At 35.2% G+C, this 14,407-nt stretch carries 13 protein-coding genes and 3 pseudogenes; 12 read left to right on the forward strand and 4 right to left on the reverse strand.

What is annotated here, in order from left to right:
- The first annotated feature begins 1 nt into the window (after position 1).
- Both ilvA and BM211_RS13065 read left to right on the forward strand, forming a co-directional pair.
- The gene (gene ilvA / locus BM211_RS13060) at positions 2–1,261 is read left to right on the forward strand and encodes a threonine ammonia-lyase IlvA (RefSeq protein ID WP_035430784.1); all 1,260 of its coding nucleotides are present in this window, start codon (positions 2–4) and stop codon (positions 1,259–1,261) included.
- A 14-nt stretch (positions 1,262–1,275) separates the two neighbouring features.
- Positions 1,276–1,503 carry a hypothetical protein gene (locus tag BM211_RS13065; RefSeq protein ID WP_035430783.1) on the forward strand — a complete coding sequence of 76 codons (228 nt, stop codon included), beginning with the start codon at positions 1,276–1,278 and terminating at the stop codon, positions 1,501–1,503.
- Between the two features lie 35 nt (positions 1,504–1,538).
- Here BM211_RS13065 and BM211_RS13070 read toward each other — a convergent pair whose 3' ends face one another.
- A complete protein-coding gene (locus BM211_RS13070; protein WP_035430782.1) occupies positions 1,539–2,864 on the reverse strand; it encodes an ArsB/NhaD family transporter in 1,326 nt (441 codons plus the stop codon).
- A gap of 269 nt (positions 2,865–3,133) precedes the next feature.
- On the opposite strand from BM211_RS13070, the gene BM211_RS13075 reads away from it, so the two are divergent.
- From BM211_RS13075 to BM211_RS13090, 4 genes are all read left to right on the forward strand, one after another.
- On the forward strand, positions 3,134–3,484 hold the full coding sequence (locus BM211_RS13075; RefSeq protein WP_035430780.1) for a YojF family protein: 351 nt from the start codon (positions 3,134–3,136) through the stop codon (positions 3,482–3,484).
- A 12-nt stretch (positions 3,485–3,496) separates the two neighbouring features.
- The gene (gene bshB2, locus BM211_RS13080) at positions 3,497–4,162 is read left to right on the forward strand and encodes a bacillithiol biosynthesis deacetylase BshB2 (protein ID WP_035430778.1); all 666 of its coding nucleotides are present in this window, start codon (positions 3,497–3,499) and stop codon (positions 4,160–4,162) included.
- Positions 4,163–4,302: 140 nt separating this feature from the next.
- Positions 4,303–4,563 carry a YuzF family protein gene (locus BM211_RS13085; protein ID WP_051957226.1) on the forward strand — a complete coding sequence of 87 codons (261 nt, stop codon included), beginning with the start codon at positions 4,303–4,305 and terminating at the stop codon, positions 4,561–4,563.
- 342 nt (positions 4,564–4,905) lie between these two features.
- The gene (locus tag BM211_RS13090; RefSeq protein WP_035430776.1) at positions 4,906–5,916 is read left to right on the forward strand and encodes a ketoacyl-ACP synthase III; all 1,011 of its coding nucleotides are present in this window, start codon (positions 4,906–4,908) and stop codon (positions 5,914–5,916) included.
- Here BM211_RS13090 and BM211_RS13095 read toward each other — a convergent pair.
- The gene (locus BM211_RS13095) at positions 5,903–6,112 is read right to left on the reverse strand and encodes a GNAT family N-acetyltransferase (RefSeq protein ID WP_177206934.1); all 210 of its coding nucleotides are present in this window, start codon (positions 6,110–6,112) and stop codon (positions 5,903–5,905) included. The genes BM211_RS13090 and BM211_RS13095 overlap by 14 nt on opposite strands.
- A 210-nt stretch (positions 6,113–6,322) precedes the next feature.
- Here BM211_RS13095 and BM211_RS13100 point away from each other — a divergent pair, with 210 nt between their 5' ends.
- Together BM211_RS13100 and BM211_RS13105 are read left to right on the forward strand one after the other, a co-directional pair.
- The gene (locus BM211_RS13100; protein WP_331280386.1) at positions 6,323–6,748 is read left to right on the forward strand and encodes an NUDIX hydrolase; all 426 of its coding nucleotides are present in this window, start codon (positions 6,323–6,325) and stop codon (positions 6,746–6,748) included.
- 41 nt (positions 6,749–6,789) lie between these two features.
- A pseudogene (locus tag BM211_RS13105) lies at positions 6,790–7,235 on the forward strand (transposase); the annotation flags it as partial.
- Between the two features lie 243 nt (positions 7,236–7,478).
- On the opposite strand, the gene BM211_RS13110 reads toward BM211_RS13105, so the two are convergent.
- Positions 7,479–7,679, reverse strand: coding sequence for a DUF1657 domain-containing protein (locus BM211_RS13110; protein ID WP_035430772.1), 201 nt, complete (start codon positions 7,677–7,679; stop codon positions 7,479–7,481).
- A 337-nt stretch (positions 7,680–8,016) separates the two neighbouring features.
- Here BM211_RS13110 and BM211_RS13115 point away from each other — a divergent pair, with 337 nt between their 5' ends.
- Positions 8,017–9,243 carry a phospholipase D-like domain-containing protein gene (locus BM211_RS13115; protein ID WP_035430770.1) on the forward strand — a complete coding sequence of 409 codons (1,227 nt, stop codon included), beginning with the start codon at positions 8,017–8,019 and terminating at the stop codon, positions 9,241–9,243.
- A 208-nt stretch (positions 9,244–9,451) separates the two neighbouring features.
- Here BM211_RS13115 and BM211_RS13120 read toward each other — a convergent pair whose 3' ends face one another.
- A complete protein-coding gene (locus BM211_RS13120; protein ID WP_090997876.1) occupies positions 9,452–11,113 on the reverse strand; it encodes a M4 family metallopeptidase in 1,662 nt (553 codons plus the stop codon).
- A gap of 297 nt (positions 11,114–11,410) precedes the next feature.
- On the opposite strand from BM211_RS13120, the gene BM211_RS13125 reads away from it, so the two are divergent.
- From BM211_RS13125 to BM211_RS13140, 3 genes and pseudogenes are all read left to right on the forward strand, one after another.
- Positions 11,411–11,917, forward strand: a complete 507-nt coding sequence (locus BM211_RS13125; protein WP_090997861.1) for a GNAT family N-acetyltransferase — start codon at positions 11,411–11,413, stop codon at positions 11,915–11,917.
- A gap of 600 nt (positions 11,918–12,517) precedes the next feature.
- Positions 12,518–13,428: pseudogene (locus BM211_RS13130) on the forward strand (alpha/beta fold hydrolase).
- 464 nt (positions 13,429–13,892) lie between these two features.
- Positions 13,893–14,051 (forward strand): annotated as a pseudogene (locus tag BM211_RS13140) (tyrosine-type recombinase/integrase); the annotation flags it as partial.
- Positions 14,052–14,407: the final 356 nt, after the last annotated feature.

Below are 14,407 nucleotides of genomic sequence, written 5' to 3' on the forward strand. Positions count from 1 at the left end.
TATGAAAAATGTGAAAGAAATGATCAAAATTGAAGATATTCTCGTAGCTTATAATACGCTAAAAGATGTGATTCGAAATACGTCTTTAGAACGTGATCCCATTTTATCTGAGAAATATCAATGTAACGTCTATTTAAAACGAGAGGACTTACAGGTTGTTCGTTCTTTTAAAATACGAGGTGCCTATAACTGTATTAGTAGTTTACCGATAGAAGATTTAAAAAAAGGGATTGTCTGCGCTAGCGCTGGTAATCATGCACAAGGCGTAGCTTATACATGTCATAAATTACAAATTCCAGCAAAGATTTTTATGCCAAATACAACACCAAGTCAAAAGGTATCACAAGTACGCTTTTTCGGTGGAGATTACGTAGAAGTAATATTGCAAGGAGATACATTTGACAGCTCATATAGGCAAGCTGTCAAATATTGTGAAGAGTTTGGATTAACATTTATTCATCCGTTTGATGATCCAAGGGTTATTGCAGGACAAGGAACGATTGGTGTAGAAATTTTACATGATACGGATTGTACGATTGATTATATGTTTATGGGAATTGGCGGAGGAGGCTTAGCAGCGGGAGTTGGAACATACATAAAAGGGATTAGTCCTTTAACGAAAATTGTTGGAGTGGAACCAGAAGGAGCGGCTTCGATGACAGAGGCATTTGCACAAGGAGAGGTTGTTACGCTTCCACACATTGATTCATTTGTGGACGGAACAGCGGTTAAACAAGTTGGTCATCTTACATATGAAATTTGTAAACGCATATTGGATGATATTGTTGCTGTACCGGAAGGGAAAGTATGTACAACATTACTTGAACTTTATAATAAAAATGCGATTGTAGCAGAACCATCTGGTGCATTGCCAATTGCGGCGCTTGATTTATACAGAGATGAAATTCGCGGAAAGACAGTTGTTTGTATCGTAAGTGGCGGCAATAATGATATTGATCGGATGCAAGAAACAAAGGAAAGATCTTTAATTTATGAGGGATTAAAGCATTATTTTATTATTAATTTCCCGCAGCGGCCCCGGGCGTTACGTGAGTTTCTAGATAACGTACTCGGACCACATGATGATATTACTCGTTTTGAATATACGAAGAAGAATAATAAAGATAATGGTCCGGCACTAGTTGGAATTGAGTTACAGCAGAAAGAAGATTATGAGCCTCTTATTAGAAGGATGGAAGAAAAGGGAATACATTATATGGAAATCAATCACAATCCGACATTATTTAATCTATTAATTTAAAAGGAGTCTTGAAAATGAATTTAGAAAAAAGGAAGTCAGCTGAAGAAGAAATTGTAGAACTAAAGGAGCTTGTGAAAGAGTTGCATGGTTCTATTCATCAACTCCAAGCAGAGGTGCAGCAACTGCGGCATGAAAGGCCAGTTGTGCAAATGAAAAAAGGAATCGAATGGACACCAAAAATGGTTGGAGAAGTTGGAGGCTTAATTTTAGGTGCTCTTGCAATTATCGGTATCTTTTGGTGAAAAAGAAAGGTTTGCAGCTTATGCCGCAAACCTTTTTACATTAAATAACGTAAATAAATATATGCATGTGATAAAAGTAGTGCAACAATTGTTAGTGGTAACCCAATTTTTAAGAAATCCATGTAAGAGAAACCGCATCCTTCACGTTTGGCAATTCCTGCTACAACGACGTTGGCAGAAGCACCAATTAGCGTACCGTTTCCTCCTAAGCAAGCTCCAAGTGATAACGCCCACCATAATACTTCGACTTGCGGAGAATCTGCCCCGAGTCCAAGCCCGCTTGCTAAGTTTTGAATAAGCGGAATCATTGTTGCGACAAATGGAATGTTATCAATTGTGGCAGAAGCGCCGCCGGATACCCATAAAATTAAGATAGATGCGTAGCCGATATCTCCATTTGTTACGTCCAATACTTTTTTGGCAAGTGAGGAAATAAGCCCGATATCAACAAGTGCACCGACAAGAACGAATAAACCTGCAAAGAAGAAAATCGTTACCCATTCAATATGCGCAAATACATTTTCTATTTCGTGCTCTTTTACACCGATTAGCATTAAAAGGACAGCGCCAAGTAGAGCGATAACGGCAGCATCAACATGAATAATAGAATGGAAAATAAATCCAAGTATTGTGAGTCCTAAAATGGATAAAGACTTAACGAGTAAAGTGCGATCGCGAATATATTCAGTTTCGTTTAAAGACATCAGTTTCTGAATTTGTTCGTCTGTTGTTTTTAATTTGTTACGATACATGAAATATAAAATAAGTAACGTAACGGCAGAAATAATAGCAACAATCGGTGCTAAATTCAGTAAAAATGCATTAAAATCAAGATGCTTATTTGCAGATCCAATCATAATGTTTGGAGGATCCCCAATAAGCGTTGCTGTTCCACCGAGATTAGAAAATATTATTTCTGAAATTAAAAACGGAACAGGAGGTACCTTTAACATACGTGTAATTGATAATGTAACAGGCACAACTAATAAAACCGTCGTTACATTGTCTAAAAATGCAGACCCAACTGCGGTTAAGAGGGATAGAAGTAGTAAAATTCGAATTGGCTTTCCGCCCGCAGCTTTAGCAGCTTTAATTGCTACATATTCAAAAACACCAGATTGACTTGTAATATGTACGAGAATCATCATTCCAATTAACAGTGTGATCGTTTCCCATTGAATATGTGTAGTAAAGGCAGTATGTAAGTCTACAATTCCCATAATTACCATAATGGCAGCGCCAAGTAAAGCAATGACAGCACGATTGATTTTTTCAGAGATAATAAAACCGTATGTAATTAAAAATACAGCAATGGCAAAATAGTATTGCCAGTTTGCTAATTCATGTGCTGAATGATCCAATGTGTTCACCTTCTTTTTAAGTATCCTATACATAGTTGTGTATAAAAATGTCGAAATGTATCCCTCTGCATAAATTTTATTGTAGCAAATTCGCATACAGAAAGAAATGAAAATGCTAAACACATAAAAAAAAGGTGGATAATTTCACATACTGTATTAAAAATAAAATAAAAAAGCAAAAAATTATGCAAAGTAAACATTGTCCACTATTATAAGAGATAGCAATTCATATTATTTTTTCGTAAACTGGTTAAAAGAGGTGAAATTCGATGGAAATAATTACAGATACTTCTGTCGTACAAAGTGAAATTGAACGTTTTCTAAATCAAGAGGTATACCTTCATTTAGAAACGACAAATGGTGCATATGCTTCGCATGTAAATGAAAAAACGATGACAGTTGGGGCGTTCATCCGTAATGCAGTGATTCGTTTTGAACGCGGTAAAATTACAGGAACGAATCCATATCGTATAGGTTTAAAAATGGAGCATGGCTGGGTGTATGCAGAAGGTGTGACACATTGGGAAAAAGATGAGAAAAATCGTCTTTTATTAGCAGGCCATGATGAAAAAGGGCGTCTTGCAGTTGCACTGCAATTAAGTTTAACGCCATTTGCATAAGGAGTGGAGATTATGGAAAGACACGTACTTGTAGTATTTCCGCATCCAGATGATGAATCATTTGCGGCGGGAGGAACAATTCGTCAATATCGAAATAATGGAGTCCCTGTTACGTATGCTTGTGGAACACTTGGTCAAATGGGACGGAACATGGGGAAAAATGTATTTGCCAATCGCGAAACGATTCCGTGCATTCGTAAGCGTGAATTAGAAGAAGCATGCGAAGCAATAGGAATTGAAGATTTACGTTTACTTGGCTTTCATGATAAAACGTTGGAATTTGAAGACGTTGATTATGTAGCAGATAAAATTGAAGAAGTAATTCGTGATGTAAATCCGTCTTTAATTATCACATTTTATCCTGAGCACGGTGTACATCCCGATCACAATGCATTTGGACGCGCAGCTGTTCGCGCAGTAGAACGTATGCAAAAAGAAGAGCGTCCAGTTATTCATGCGGTGGCTATCACGAAAAATCGTGAGGAAGTATTAGGAAAGCCAGATGTAGTCAACGATATAAGCGATGTATTACCGCAAAAATTCGCGGCGCTTCGTGCGCATCGTTCGCAAACAGAAGCGATGTTAGAAGAAATGGAAGCAAATCTGAAAAAGCAGGACCCAGCGACGACAAAACGGTTGCAAATTGAGCAATTTTGGACGTATAAATGGAAATTATAAACTAGAAGAGACAAACCTTCTAGCTTATGAAACATAACGAGATGCTGAAAATGATGGCATCTCGTTTCTTTTTTAGATAGGCACATCTAGCTAATTCCTTTCATACAATACAAACGAATTGTAGAAAGAGGGGGATCATAATGGATTATTCAAACGAAGATGTGTACGGAGATTTTCGAAATGGCTATAAGTTGAGCGGAGAAATGGTTTCTAGTGTTGATCCATATGTTGTGCAAACGTTACAAATGATTGTTGGGAAAAATGTTGTTGTCGACACAATGCGTGGCAGCTTGCAGGGGATGTTAAGGGCTGTTAAACCAGACCATATTGTAATTGAAGAGGAAGATACACCGTTCTTTATTCGGATGCAGCAAATTGTTTGGATCACGCCGGAAGAATAGTGTGGATGAAAGAATCTTTAACTTTTATACATTAGTAATGATGGTAATAACCAAGAATTCTGCTAAGTTGTAATGTAGGTTTATAAAAAAGTTTGATAAAAATCACCTCGTGAGATATTACTATCTTAAGAGGTGATTTTTTGTTTAATAGAAAAAGGGTAACGATGTGGAATAATTTCTTTAATTTGTTGAGTATTGAACATGAATCCCTCTCCCTTATACTTTCACAATTAATTATTTAATAACCATTATTTTCATTTTAAATGATTGACATAAATTGGTATGTGGTACTAATATTAGATTATAATATCAAGTGTGAAAATAGTAAAGGAGGACAAACAAATGAGGTCAAAAGCAAGAATTACAGCTATTGGTACCTATGTACCTGAAAAGAAATTAACAAATTTTGAACTTGAGCAAATGGTTGAAACAAATAATGAGTGGATTATTCAAAGAACAGGAATTCATGAACGCAGAATAACTCGTCCTGATGAATTTACTAGTGATTTATGTGTATCTGCCGTAAAAGATTTAATGTACAGATATAATAAAAAAGTCGAAGATGTAGATATGATTATTGTGGCTACTAGCACACCAGATTTTCCGTTCCCATCTGTCTCCAGTATAATACAGGACCAATTAAATATATCCCAAACTGGTGCCATAGATTTAAGTGCAGCGTGTGCAGGGTTTGTTTATGCATTGCATACAGCAAACAGTTTAATTTCTTCTGGGCTCCACAAAAAGGTGCTAGTTATTGGAGCAGACACAATCTCAAAAATTACGGATTATACAGATAGAAGTACATGTGTTTTATTTGGTGATGGTGCTGGCGCGGTATTAGTTGAAAGGGATGAACAATCAAAAAGCTTTATTGGATTCCACCTAGGAAGTGATGGGAGAGGAGCACAACATGTATATCGTCCTGGACTATCAAAAAAGGTCAATGGAATTGAATTAATCGATACTCAATATCTTGTACAAAATGGTAGAGAAGTTTTTCGATGGGTTGTAAGGAATGTTCCAGATAGTATAATACAAATTTTAGAAAAAACGCAAACGAGTTTAGATCAGGTTGATTGGTTTATACCTCATAGTGCTAACTTACGGATAATAGAACCGATTTGCGAAAAATTAGAATATCCATTGGAAAAAACCCTTTATAGCTTAGTTAACTTTGGAAATACCTCTGCTGCAACAATTCCTTTAGCTCTTGATCTTGGAATCCGTGAGGGAAAAGTCAAAAATGGAGATCGAGTTCTTATGTACGGTTTTGGATCCGGTTTAGTTCACGCTGGACAACTTTTAGAATTAAATTTTGATGAACAAATTAATACTCCTACACCGTTGTGATATATACCCGATAATCAGTTAGCAAAAGCCTTCCCATTCCTTTATTGCGATAGTTGGCGTCAACTATAAAGGCAATTCCAGCAGCATAAATTTCGTTTTGTGTATAAAGAAAATCAGTATGAAATCCAATCATTCCGATAATCTTTTTGGTATAACTAGGAGTATAGAGACTAGGAATAGCTTGAATACTGTTCAATCTAACTTGCATTTGTTCGATAGAAGTTAGATAACCGAGTTACTTCATTAAGTTTGCTAATTTAGGTATATCACTTGAAATAACTTGTCTAACTATCATTTGAGCCTCCTCTGAATAAATAATTTATTTATTCTTAATTTTGCTTCTAGTATAATCGATTTAGTTGTTATTATGAAATAAAATTCAGAGGAGGGGTTGTTTTTGAAAAGAGTGAATGTAGTTTCAGCTTTCATTTATGATAATAATGAAAATATATTAATCGTTAAAAACATAAAGGGGGATTCTTTTTATTGGGGTCTTCCAGGCGGAGCGGTTGAAGGAGAAGAGACTTTAGAACAGGCAGTAATTCGCGAAGTAAAAGAGGAAACAGGATATAATATTGCTGTGGATAGATTACATTCTGTTAGGGAAATGCTCTTTGAAGAGAGAGGCCATCATGCTTTAATCATTACTTTTTATGCAAAGATTATTGATGGTGAAATAAACATTAATGATCCAGATCATGATATTGTTGAAGTTAGATGGGCAAATGGTGAAACCGTAAAGGAATTGATGCCGTCTTTATTTGAGATGTTAAAAATGAATTGTGATAAGGATAACATACAGGCTTTTTATGCATTTGAAGGTATCCGATAAAATCAAGAAAAGGTTTTATTATTGATAACAGAGTAGAATACATAGTGAAAATTAGCATTTATGTATACGCTTGTCGTAAGTGTGAATGAGATATCCACGCCGATTGTAACAGCCAATATGCCAGCTCCTATCTTTCCTAAAAGTATCGCTTCTCCGTCGATTATGGCATATATTATGACACAAAAATATGTAGAAGGATTGCCTCTTTATCGTCAGGAAAAGCATTTTGAACGAATGGGGATCTTCTTATCACAGCAAACTGTGGTTATACCGTACAGGAGATATCCCTATCGTTCTCTATGACTATCAACCTACAAGAGCAGGGGAACATCCGAAACATTTTTTAACTGGTTTTCAAGGGTATTTACAGGTAGATGGATATAGTGGTTATCATCAAGTACTGGATGTCACCCTTGTGGGATGTTGGGCGCATGCCAGACGGAAGCTTGATGAAGCCTTAAAAGCTTTATCCGAATCACAGAAGGGGAAAAAAAGTGAAGTAAACAAAAATAACTCCAAAATCAACTTAAGAATTTTATAACGCACCCAAAACGAAAAAATGTACATCTCCAGATGAAAATGTACGTTTTTTTGTTTTGGGATACTTGCTTTTCTTATCTTGATAGTGATGTGGTGAGACCCTTTAATTGTAATCATCATTTTGATAATCGTTATCTAAGCTGAGCACTCTTCTATGTGGACGATATTCTATGTGAAAGGTATTATGTTATTACTTGTACTGAGGCTCTTCTTGTTCAATTTGCTTAAGACGAGGATTTAAAGATTCAATAATTTCTTGAGTTTGTTGTGCTGCACCTTTATATAATTGTTTTGCTTGCTGGTTATCAGTATCAAGAACAAATCCTTCTAGGCATGCTTGAGCACTCTTTAATCCAGCGATAGTTTGTTTAAGTTTAGTGCTTACTGTCATGTAGTATTTCCTCCTTGTAAATGTACTTCAAAATATAGAATGTCTATTTTGTTATCATAGTACGATTTCCAATTTTAGGGTTATGTGAATGAGAAATTTTACATTTAATTATTCGAAGGAGGATTTTTTTAGCTAATAGCTACATGGAATACCGTTAAGTGGTGTTATGTTAACCTAACGTGAATAGAATATTCATAAGAAAAATCTACCATGTAAGAACGTAATTTATTTATGTATTCTATGGTAAAGATTAGCTTCATGGATGGATATGGAATAGTTTTGTCCCGATAACAAAAACTAACAGAAAGAACACGATAATATATAAAGGAGATTAAATATGTTGAAAAAGATAGGGAAAACTTTCCGGGTACTCCTCTTTGTATTTATCGGCGTATGTTTTGTTTTGTTTGTTTGGGATGAAATTGACAGAACAGCAGCTGAAAAAATTGGGAGATTTGGCCGGCAGCCTAGCCAATACCCTATTCGTCAAAGTGATATTACTATGTATACAGACGGGAAACAGTTAAACAATCAATTATTCTCAGATATAAAGAAAGCAAAACATTACGTGCATATTAACTTTTTTTCTATTGCTGATGATAAAGTAAGTCATCAGTTTCTAGAGTTATTGAGGCAAAAAAGTCAGGAAGGTGTAGAAGTATACTATGCAGTGGACAGGCTAGGTGGAATTTTACTAAAGAAAAAGGAAAGAGAATTATTAGTTAAAAAAGGAGTACATTTTACGTATTACAATAAGCCTGCTTTCCCTTATCTTTCTGCTTCTTTGGATCATCGGAATCATCGTCGTATTTCAGTTATTGATGGAAAGATTGGGTACATTGGCGGATTTAACATTGGCAAGAAGTATTTAGGAGAAAAAGAAAAACTTGGCTACTGGAGAGATTATCACCTTCAAATACGAGGAGAAGGAGTCCAAGATCTAGAACACCAATTTGTGTTAGATTGGAAGAAAAACTCAGAGAAACCGATTCCGATACATAGTGCGATAAAGGAAAAGGGAGCAACCTCGCATCGATTTACTGCATATTATAGCGGAGAAAAACTTGGGCAAGATTATGCAATGCTGTTTCAACAAGCAAAAGAGTCCATCATTATATTAACACCTTATTTTATACCAAATGACAGAACGATTTGGAACGCATTAGTAGATGCAAGAAAGAGGGGAGTCCGTGTCAAAATTTTGTTCTCACCTCATTCGGATGCACTGTTAGTTAAAGAAGCAGCGTATCCATATATCCGAAAAGCATTAAAACAGGGAATAGAAGTATATGGTTATAAAAAGGGAGTGTTACACGGTAAAGTATTTTTGATTGATGAAAAAGTATTGATGGTTGGAACCGTGAATTTTGATTCGCGCTCGTTTCATTTAAATGAAGAAATGAACTGTTATATCCATGACCCTGTCTATATTTCGAAAATAAAGCCAGTCATTAATACAGACTTACAAAATTCAAAGCGAGTAACATCCTCTGACGTCAATAAATTATCTATAAAAGAAAAAATGAAAGAAAAGGTTGCAAAAATGTTTGAGTATTATTTGTAAAAACAAAGTATTTTTATATTAAGGAGTAGTAAACTGTATTTTATTAGAATAAATTAAATTACTGACACAAGCAAAGAGGTTTATCTTGTGGATTTTCGATTAAGTGAGAATCCTGGTATCATTAAATTTGTACCTAGAGATGAAAGAGGCTGATCCAAAAGTGAAACTTTTGGATCAGCCTCTTTCGCTATATAAAGGGGAGAGGAGCCTATTTCACACCAACTGCATCATATGACTGTTTTACCGCTGTTACTTCAGCTGAATTTGCGCCGTATAAATCGGCTGCTGCTTGTACTAAGGCAGCGCGCGCTTGACTAAAAGTTGTAGATTCAGTTAAGTATACTGAATTAGCACGATAGTAAATTGCGCCTACTTTATCTTTACCAATACCATTTACGGTTACGCCGTAATGTGTACCGCCATTTGCCAATAAGTACGCAGCTTTATTGATAATACCGCTATTTGTATGAACGCCGCCGTTGTCGCTCGTTCCTGTATAACGTTTAGAATAATGATCTGGATCACCATATTTTGTTGGATCACTCATCGAACGAAGTGCATCTCCAGCTGTACCAGGTGTATAAATATCTTCTCCAACTTCCCAATCTGGGTTACGGTTATCATAGTATTCTATTAATGTTCCAAAGATATCTGAAAATGCTTCGTTTAATGCACCAGACTCATTTTGATAAATAAGATTTGAACTATATTCTGTAACGGCATGCGTTAACTCATGTCCGATAACATCAATCCCTCCAGAAAATGGAATGAATGTATATCCATCACCATCACCATATACCATTTGTGATCCATTCCAGAAGGCATTGTTGTAATTTTTCCCATAATGAACAGTGGATTTTAACGGCGCACCAGCATCGTTATAAGAATTGCGGTTAAATGTTTTCTTATAGTAATCATATGTCGCACCTGCATAGTAATGTGCATCCACTGCTGCTCCATCACGAGTAGCATTAAAGATATTATCCGCATCTGTCCATAAAGTTCCAGGAAGGGTCGTACGATTTTTTGCATCATATGTGTAAATGGTTGCACCGCGTGTATTATCTTGTAAATAATAACTAGATTTAGATAATGTTGTATTAATAGATTTTGTATCGCCTAATATCCCTTTACCTGTCCCAACTTTATTTGTTCCAGTTACCGGTTTCGCCTGCGCATTATTTTCAGTATTAGCATTATGAATTGTATTGTATTTATTCAGTATTTTACCGTTATCAGCTTCAATGAAATAATAATAGTTTCCTGGCTCTGGATCTAAAAAGTTCAACTTTACAACATATGCGTACGTTGTGTCTGCACCATTTTGATATACAAATAAGTCCGCCGATGGCTCTACTTCATATTTTGGATTTAGTCCTAAATCTTTTTGTGCAGCTGCAATTGCTTCTTTTCCGTCAATTTTATTTTTATTTTTTAATTTCGCTTTCTTATCTAAATCAGCTGCAACTGTTCCAGATACAACCTTTAATACACCATCTTTCCCGACATGAGCAACTTGAGTAGATCCCCATACTGGCACACCTTCGTACATTTGTTGTAGGCGGACAACTGTTGCGTCTCCGATAGGATCTTTTACAACCTTTTGTACTTTAAAAGATTCTTCTGCATTTTTTTCGCTTAGTTTATAATCATTTTTTGCAGCGTTTAAATAATCAAATACAACAGATTCTGCTTTCTTTCCTGATTCGCTTGTTAGGTTTCCTGATACAAACTCTGGAGACTGAATAGTCTCATTGTATTTCTTTGTGGAAAGGACGTTTTTTGAATCTGCAAAGGCGGAGCTTGTCCCCCCAAGTGTTGTCACTGCCATTCCCAATGCGAACACAAACGCTAGATTCTTTTTTTTCATCATTCTTTTCCCCCTAACAAAAATTTTTAAAAGAGTAGATTTATAGTAACATTAAGTTTTCAATATTAAAATACTGAAAATTCAAATAGTTTTTTTCTCAAGATTTTTTGAGTTTTAATAAACAATTTAAACCGTTTGGATATTCGACAGTATGAATAATGTTCCTTCATCTCAAAAGAAAAAATCTGTCGAATTTGATAAGAAATAAAAAGAATGCGTTAGGACTAAATAGGAATCTTTGGACGTTTTGTAGAATATTCCAACATACTTTTATTTTTTATTGAAGGAGATGTTGTCATGGAAGTAACTATTCGTCCCGTTCAAATACAAGACGCTAGTGCAATTCATCGAATTTGTATACAAGGTGCTGTTTTGCCATATATGGTTTTTCTGCCGAGTATGCGGGTAGATGCTATGGAAAATAGGATTCGCAATTTAGGACCCAATCAATTTGAATTTGTCGCAGAGCTTGATGGGAATGTTGTTGGATTTGTAGGTTTAACGCAAGGGCAAGGCCGAAGATCACATTCCGGAGATCTATTCATTGGTGTAGATAGTGCATATCATAAAAAAGGAATTGGGAAAGTATTACTCACAAAAATTCTTGATCTTACAGACAATTGGCTCATGCTTGAAAGGGTAGAACTCGGTGTTCTTGAAACAAATCCTGGTGCGAAAATATTATACGAAAAATTTGGATTTCGAGAAGAAGGTATAAAGAAGGGAAGTTTGAAGGCGAACGGTAAATTTGTTGATGAAATTATGATGAGTCGTTTTCGTCCGAATGGTTTGATTCTTGTGTAATAAAGGTGTGAATTCAAAAGAAAGTAGTACAATTCAAAGCAAAGTTATACATTTTAAAACAAAGTGGTACATTGAGGAATACATTCGTTGTGTAATTAAATGAAGATTGTAGAATTTATAACTATAAACTTATTGTGAAGTTAAGAGAAAATAATACATAAAAGTAAAAAAAGCATGATATATAATTGTCATGCTTTTTATTATGCTCAGTGTGGTTTTAAAACAAAGATTGATAATATGTAAAAAAGTTTGATCAAAATCCTATGTTGATGTGCAGGATTTTTCCTTATTCAGCAATCGGGCCATATTCTTGAATAAGGAAAGAATTTATATGAATAATCTTTAAATTGTAATTTGTTCCAGAAAAAGTCATCGTTGTTAAATACGTTGTTGAATAAGGTACAAATATATAGCCCAACCAGTACGTGCCTATTATGTAATTCACTTAAAGGATATAAAGAATAAAAAGGCTCTAATATTGAATAAGAATATAAAGGGTATAACTTATTTGAATGTTTTTAAAAATTTGTACTTTTAGGTGATTATTAAAACTAATTGATAGAGCTCATCAATATTTTTGTCAAAAGAGGAGGAGTTAAAATGAAGAGAGATGATAACAAGATTGGTCACTTTACATCTAAAGAAGGGAAGGAAGACTTTCAAATTGCTTACGATGAATCAATGGCACTTCTTCCAAAGCCTAACGAAACGAAAGATATAAAAACGAAATATGGCACAGTTCGTGCTTATTACTTTACTAAAGAGGAAAACAAACATAAAGACCCACAATACTCTTACTCCCTGGCCGTGGTGCATCTACTCCAATGTGGGGACCGAATTTAGAAGGACTAAGGGGGGAAAGACCAGTTTACACGATGGATTTACTTGGTGAACCTGGTATGAGTGTGCAAATGAAGGTGATTGAAAACCAAAAGCAGCAAGCAGAATGGTTAAATGAAGCGATTGAAGGATTAGGTTTAGAAAAAGTGCATATCGTGGGTGTCTCAGTTGGTGGTTGGACAACAATGAATTTGGCCAGGTATAATCCAGAGCATATTGCTTCGGCTAGTTTATTGGACCCAGTCTTTGTATTTGCACAAATGCCCATAAAGATGATTCTTGCATCTATTCCAGCTTCTGTACCTGTTGTACCTAAGTTTATAAGAGAAAAGATGTTAAGCTATGTTTCTGGAGGAGCAAAAGCAAATGACGATGAGCCTATTGCTAAATTAATTGAGTCGGGTATGCGTAATTATAAACTTAAAACCCCAGCGCCTGATCTATTTACTAAAGAGGATTTAAAGAATATCAATGTTCCAGTTCTTGCATTAATGGCTGAAAAAAGTACAATGCACGATTCAGCAAAAGCAGTTGAAACTGGGAAAAAATATGTTAAAGATATCGATATCGTTAACTGGAAAAATGCATCTCACGCAATCAATGGTGAGTTCTCTAACGAAGTTAATGCTAAAATCCTTGATTTTGTAGAACAACATTCTAATAACAACTAAGTTGAAAGTGGCAATATGTTGTAATAACAGCTTACATTATCACTTTTTTTTAATAATCGGAGTAAAAAATATACAGATATCCACTGTACGATTAGATTCTTTATTCAACAAACGGGCGCTATTCTTTTATCCCGCATTAACGGGCAGTAAGACCCCCACCTCAAGATTCAAAGAGAAGCGAGGAAGATAGGTGGGGGATAACTGCCCGTAAAAGCCCGATTGGTTCAACTAACCATCAGTGGGAGATGAAAAAACTCTCCACTGATGGAAGTTTCACTTTATAGAGAAAGCGTCTTTTTCTTGTATTTCAAGTGTTCTCATGGTTAAGTAATTTTTTGTTTTCTACGATTGTTGAATAACTAGCGTATAAAAGAGACTCTCCTTGAATATAATGGAATCTAGATTAATTGATTTATAGAATGGGAGCGTGAAGAATAATGTTATGATCTGAGGCCTGGAAACAGTATCAATTACGTCACAGCTATGCTACACATATGATTAACAACAGTGCGCCATTTGAAGTGATACAAAGCTTACTTGGTCATGAGAAGAGTGAAATCACGAGAATATATGCTCAGCTGAGTGGAAAGTTGAGACACGATTTTTATATTAAATATTTTTGAAAGCTACTGAAATTAATCTTTAATCAAAATCGAGGCGTGCATATAAAAAGACGTATCTTTTTGAATTGGGTCATTTAATGGAATTAGGATACTAACATGCAAGGACGATGTTGAATTAAATTTTCTGTGGTGAAGAATCTATCATATCTTTCGAGAGGACTCCTACCTCTAAACATATGTGAAGGTGGTGAGGTGAATCGAAAAAATATTTTATTTTCAAGTAAATAAATAGAAACGTACGTTCTTGTTTTGGTATAATACCCTTAACAAGGAGGTGAAAAAATGACAACGGAAAATCAAATACATTATAAAACTCTTCAGATTTGGATTAAAAAAGGACATCGTATGTATTCTTA

The organism is Bacillus sp. 491mf, assembly GCF_900112415.1.
Classification (GTDB): Bacteria; Bacillota; Bacilli; order Bacillales; family Bacillaceae_G; genus Bacillus_A.

Bases quoted from the DNA above. Each gene is read 5' to 3' on its own strand.
- ilvA (WP_035430784.1), top strand. From the start codon at position 2: ATGAAAAATGTGAAAGAAATGATCAAAATTGAAGATATTCTCGTAGCT.
- BM211_RS13065 (WP_035430783.1), top strand. From the start codon at position 1,276: ATGAATTTAGAAAAAAGGAAGTCAGCTGAAGAAGAAATTGTAGAACTA.
- BM211_RS13075 (WP_035430780.1), top strand. From the start codon at position 3,134: ATGGAAATAATTACAGATACTTCTGTCGTACAAAGTGAAATTGAACGT.
- bshB2 (WP_035430778.1), top strand. From the start codon at position 3,497: ATGGAAAGACACGTACTTGTAGTATTTCCGCATCCAGATGATGAATCA.
- BM211_RS13085 (WP_051957226.1), top strand. From the start codon at position 4,303: ATGGATTATTCAAACGAAGATGTGTACGGAGATTTTCGAAATGGCTAT.
- BM211_RS13090 (WP_035430776.1), top strand. From the start codon at position 4,906: ATGAGGTCAAAAGCAAGAATTACAGCTATTGGTACCTATGTACCTGAA.
- BM211_RS13110 (WP_035430772.1), bottom strand. From the start codon at position 7,679: ATGACAGTAAGCACTAAACTTAAACAAACTATCGCTGGATTAAAGAGT.
- BM211_RS13115 (WP_035430770.1), top strand. From the start codon at position 8,017: ATGTTGAAAAAGATAGGGAAAACTTTCCGGGTACTCCTCTTTGTATTT.
- BM211_RS13120 (WP_090997876.1), bottom strand. From the start codon at position 11,113: ATGAAAAAAAAGAATCTAGCGTTTGTGTTCGCATTGGGAATGGCAGTG.
- BM211_RS13125 (WP_090997861.1), top strand. From the start codon at position 11,411: ATGGAAGTAACTATTCGTCCCGTTCAAATACAAGACGCTAGTGCAATT.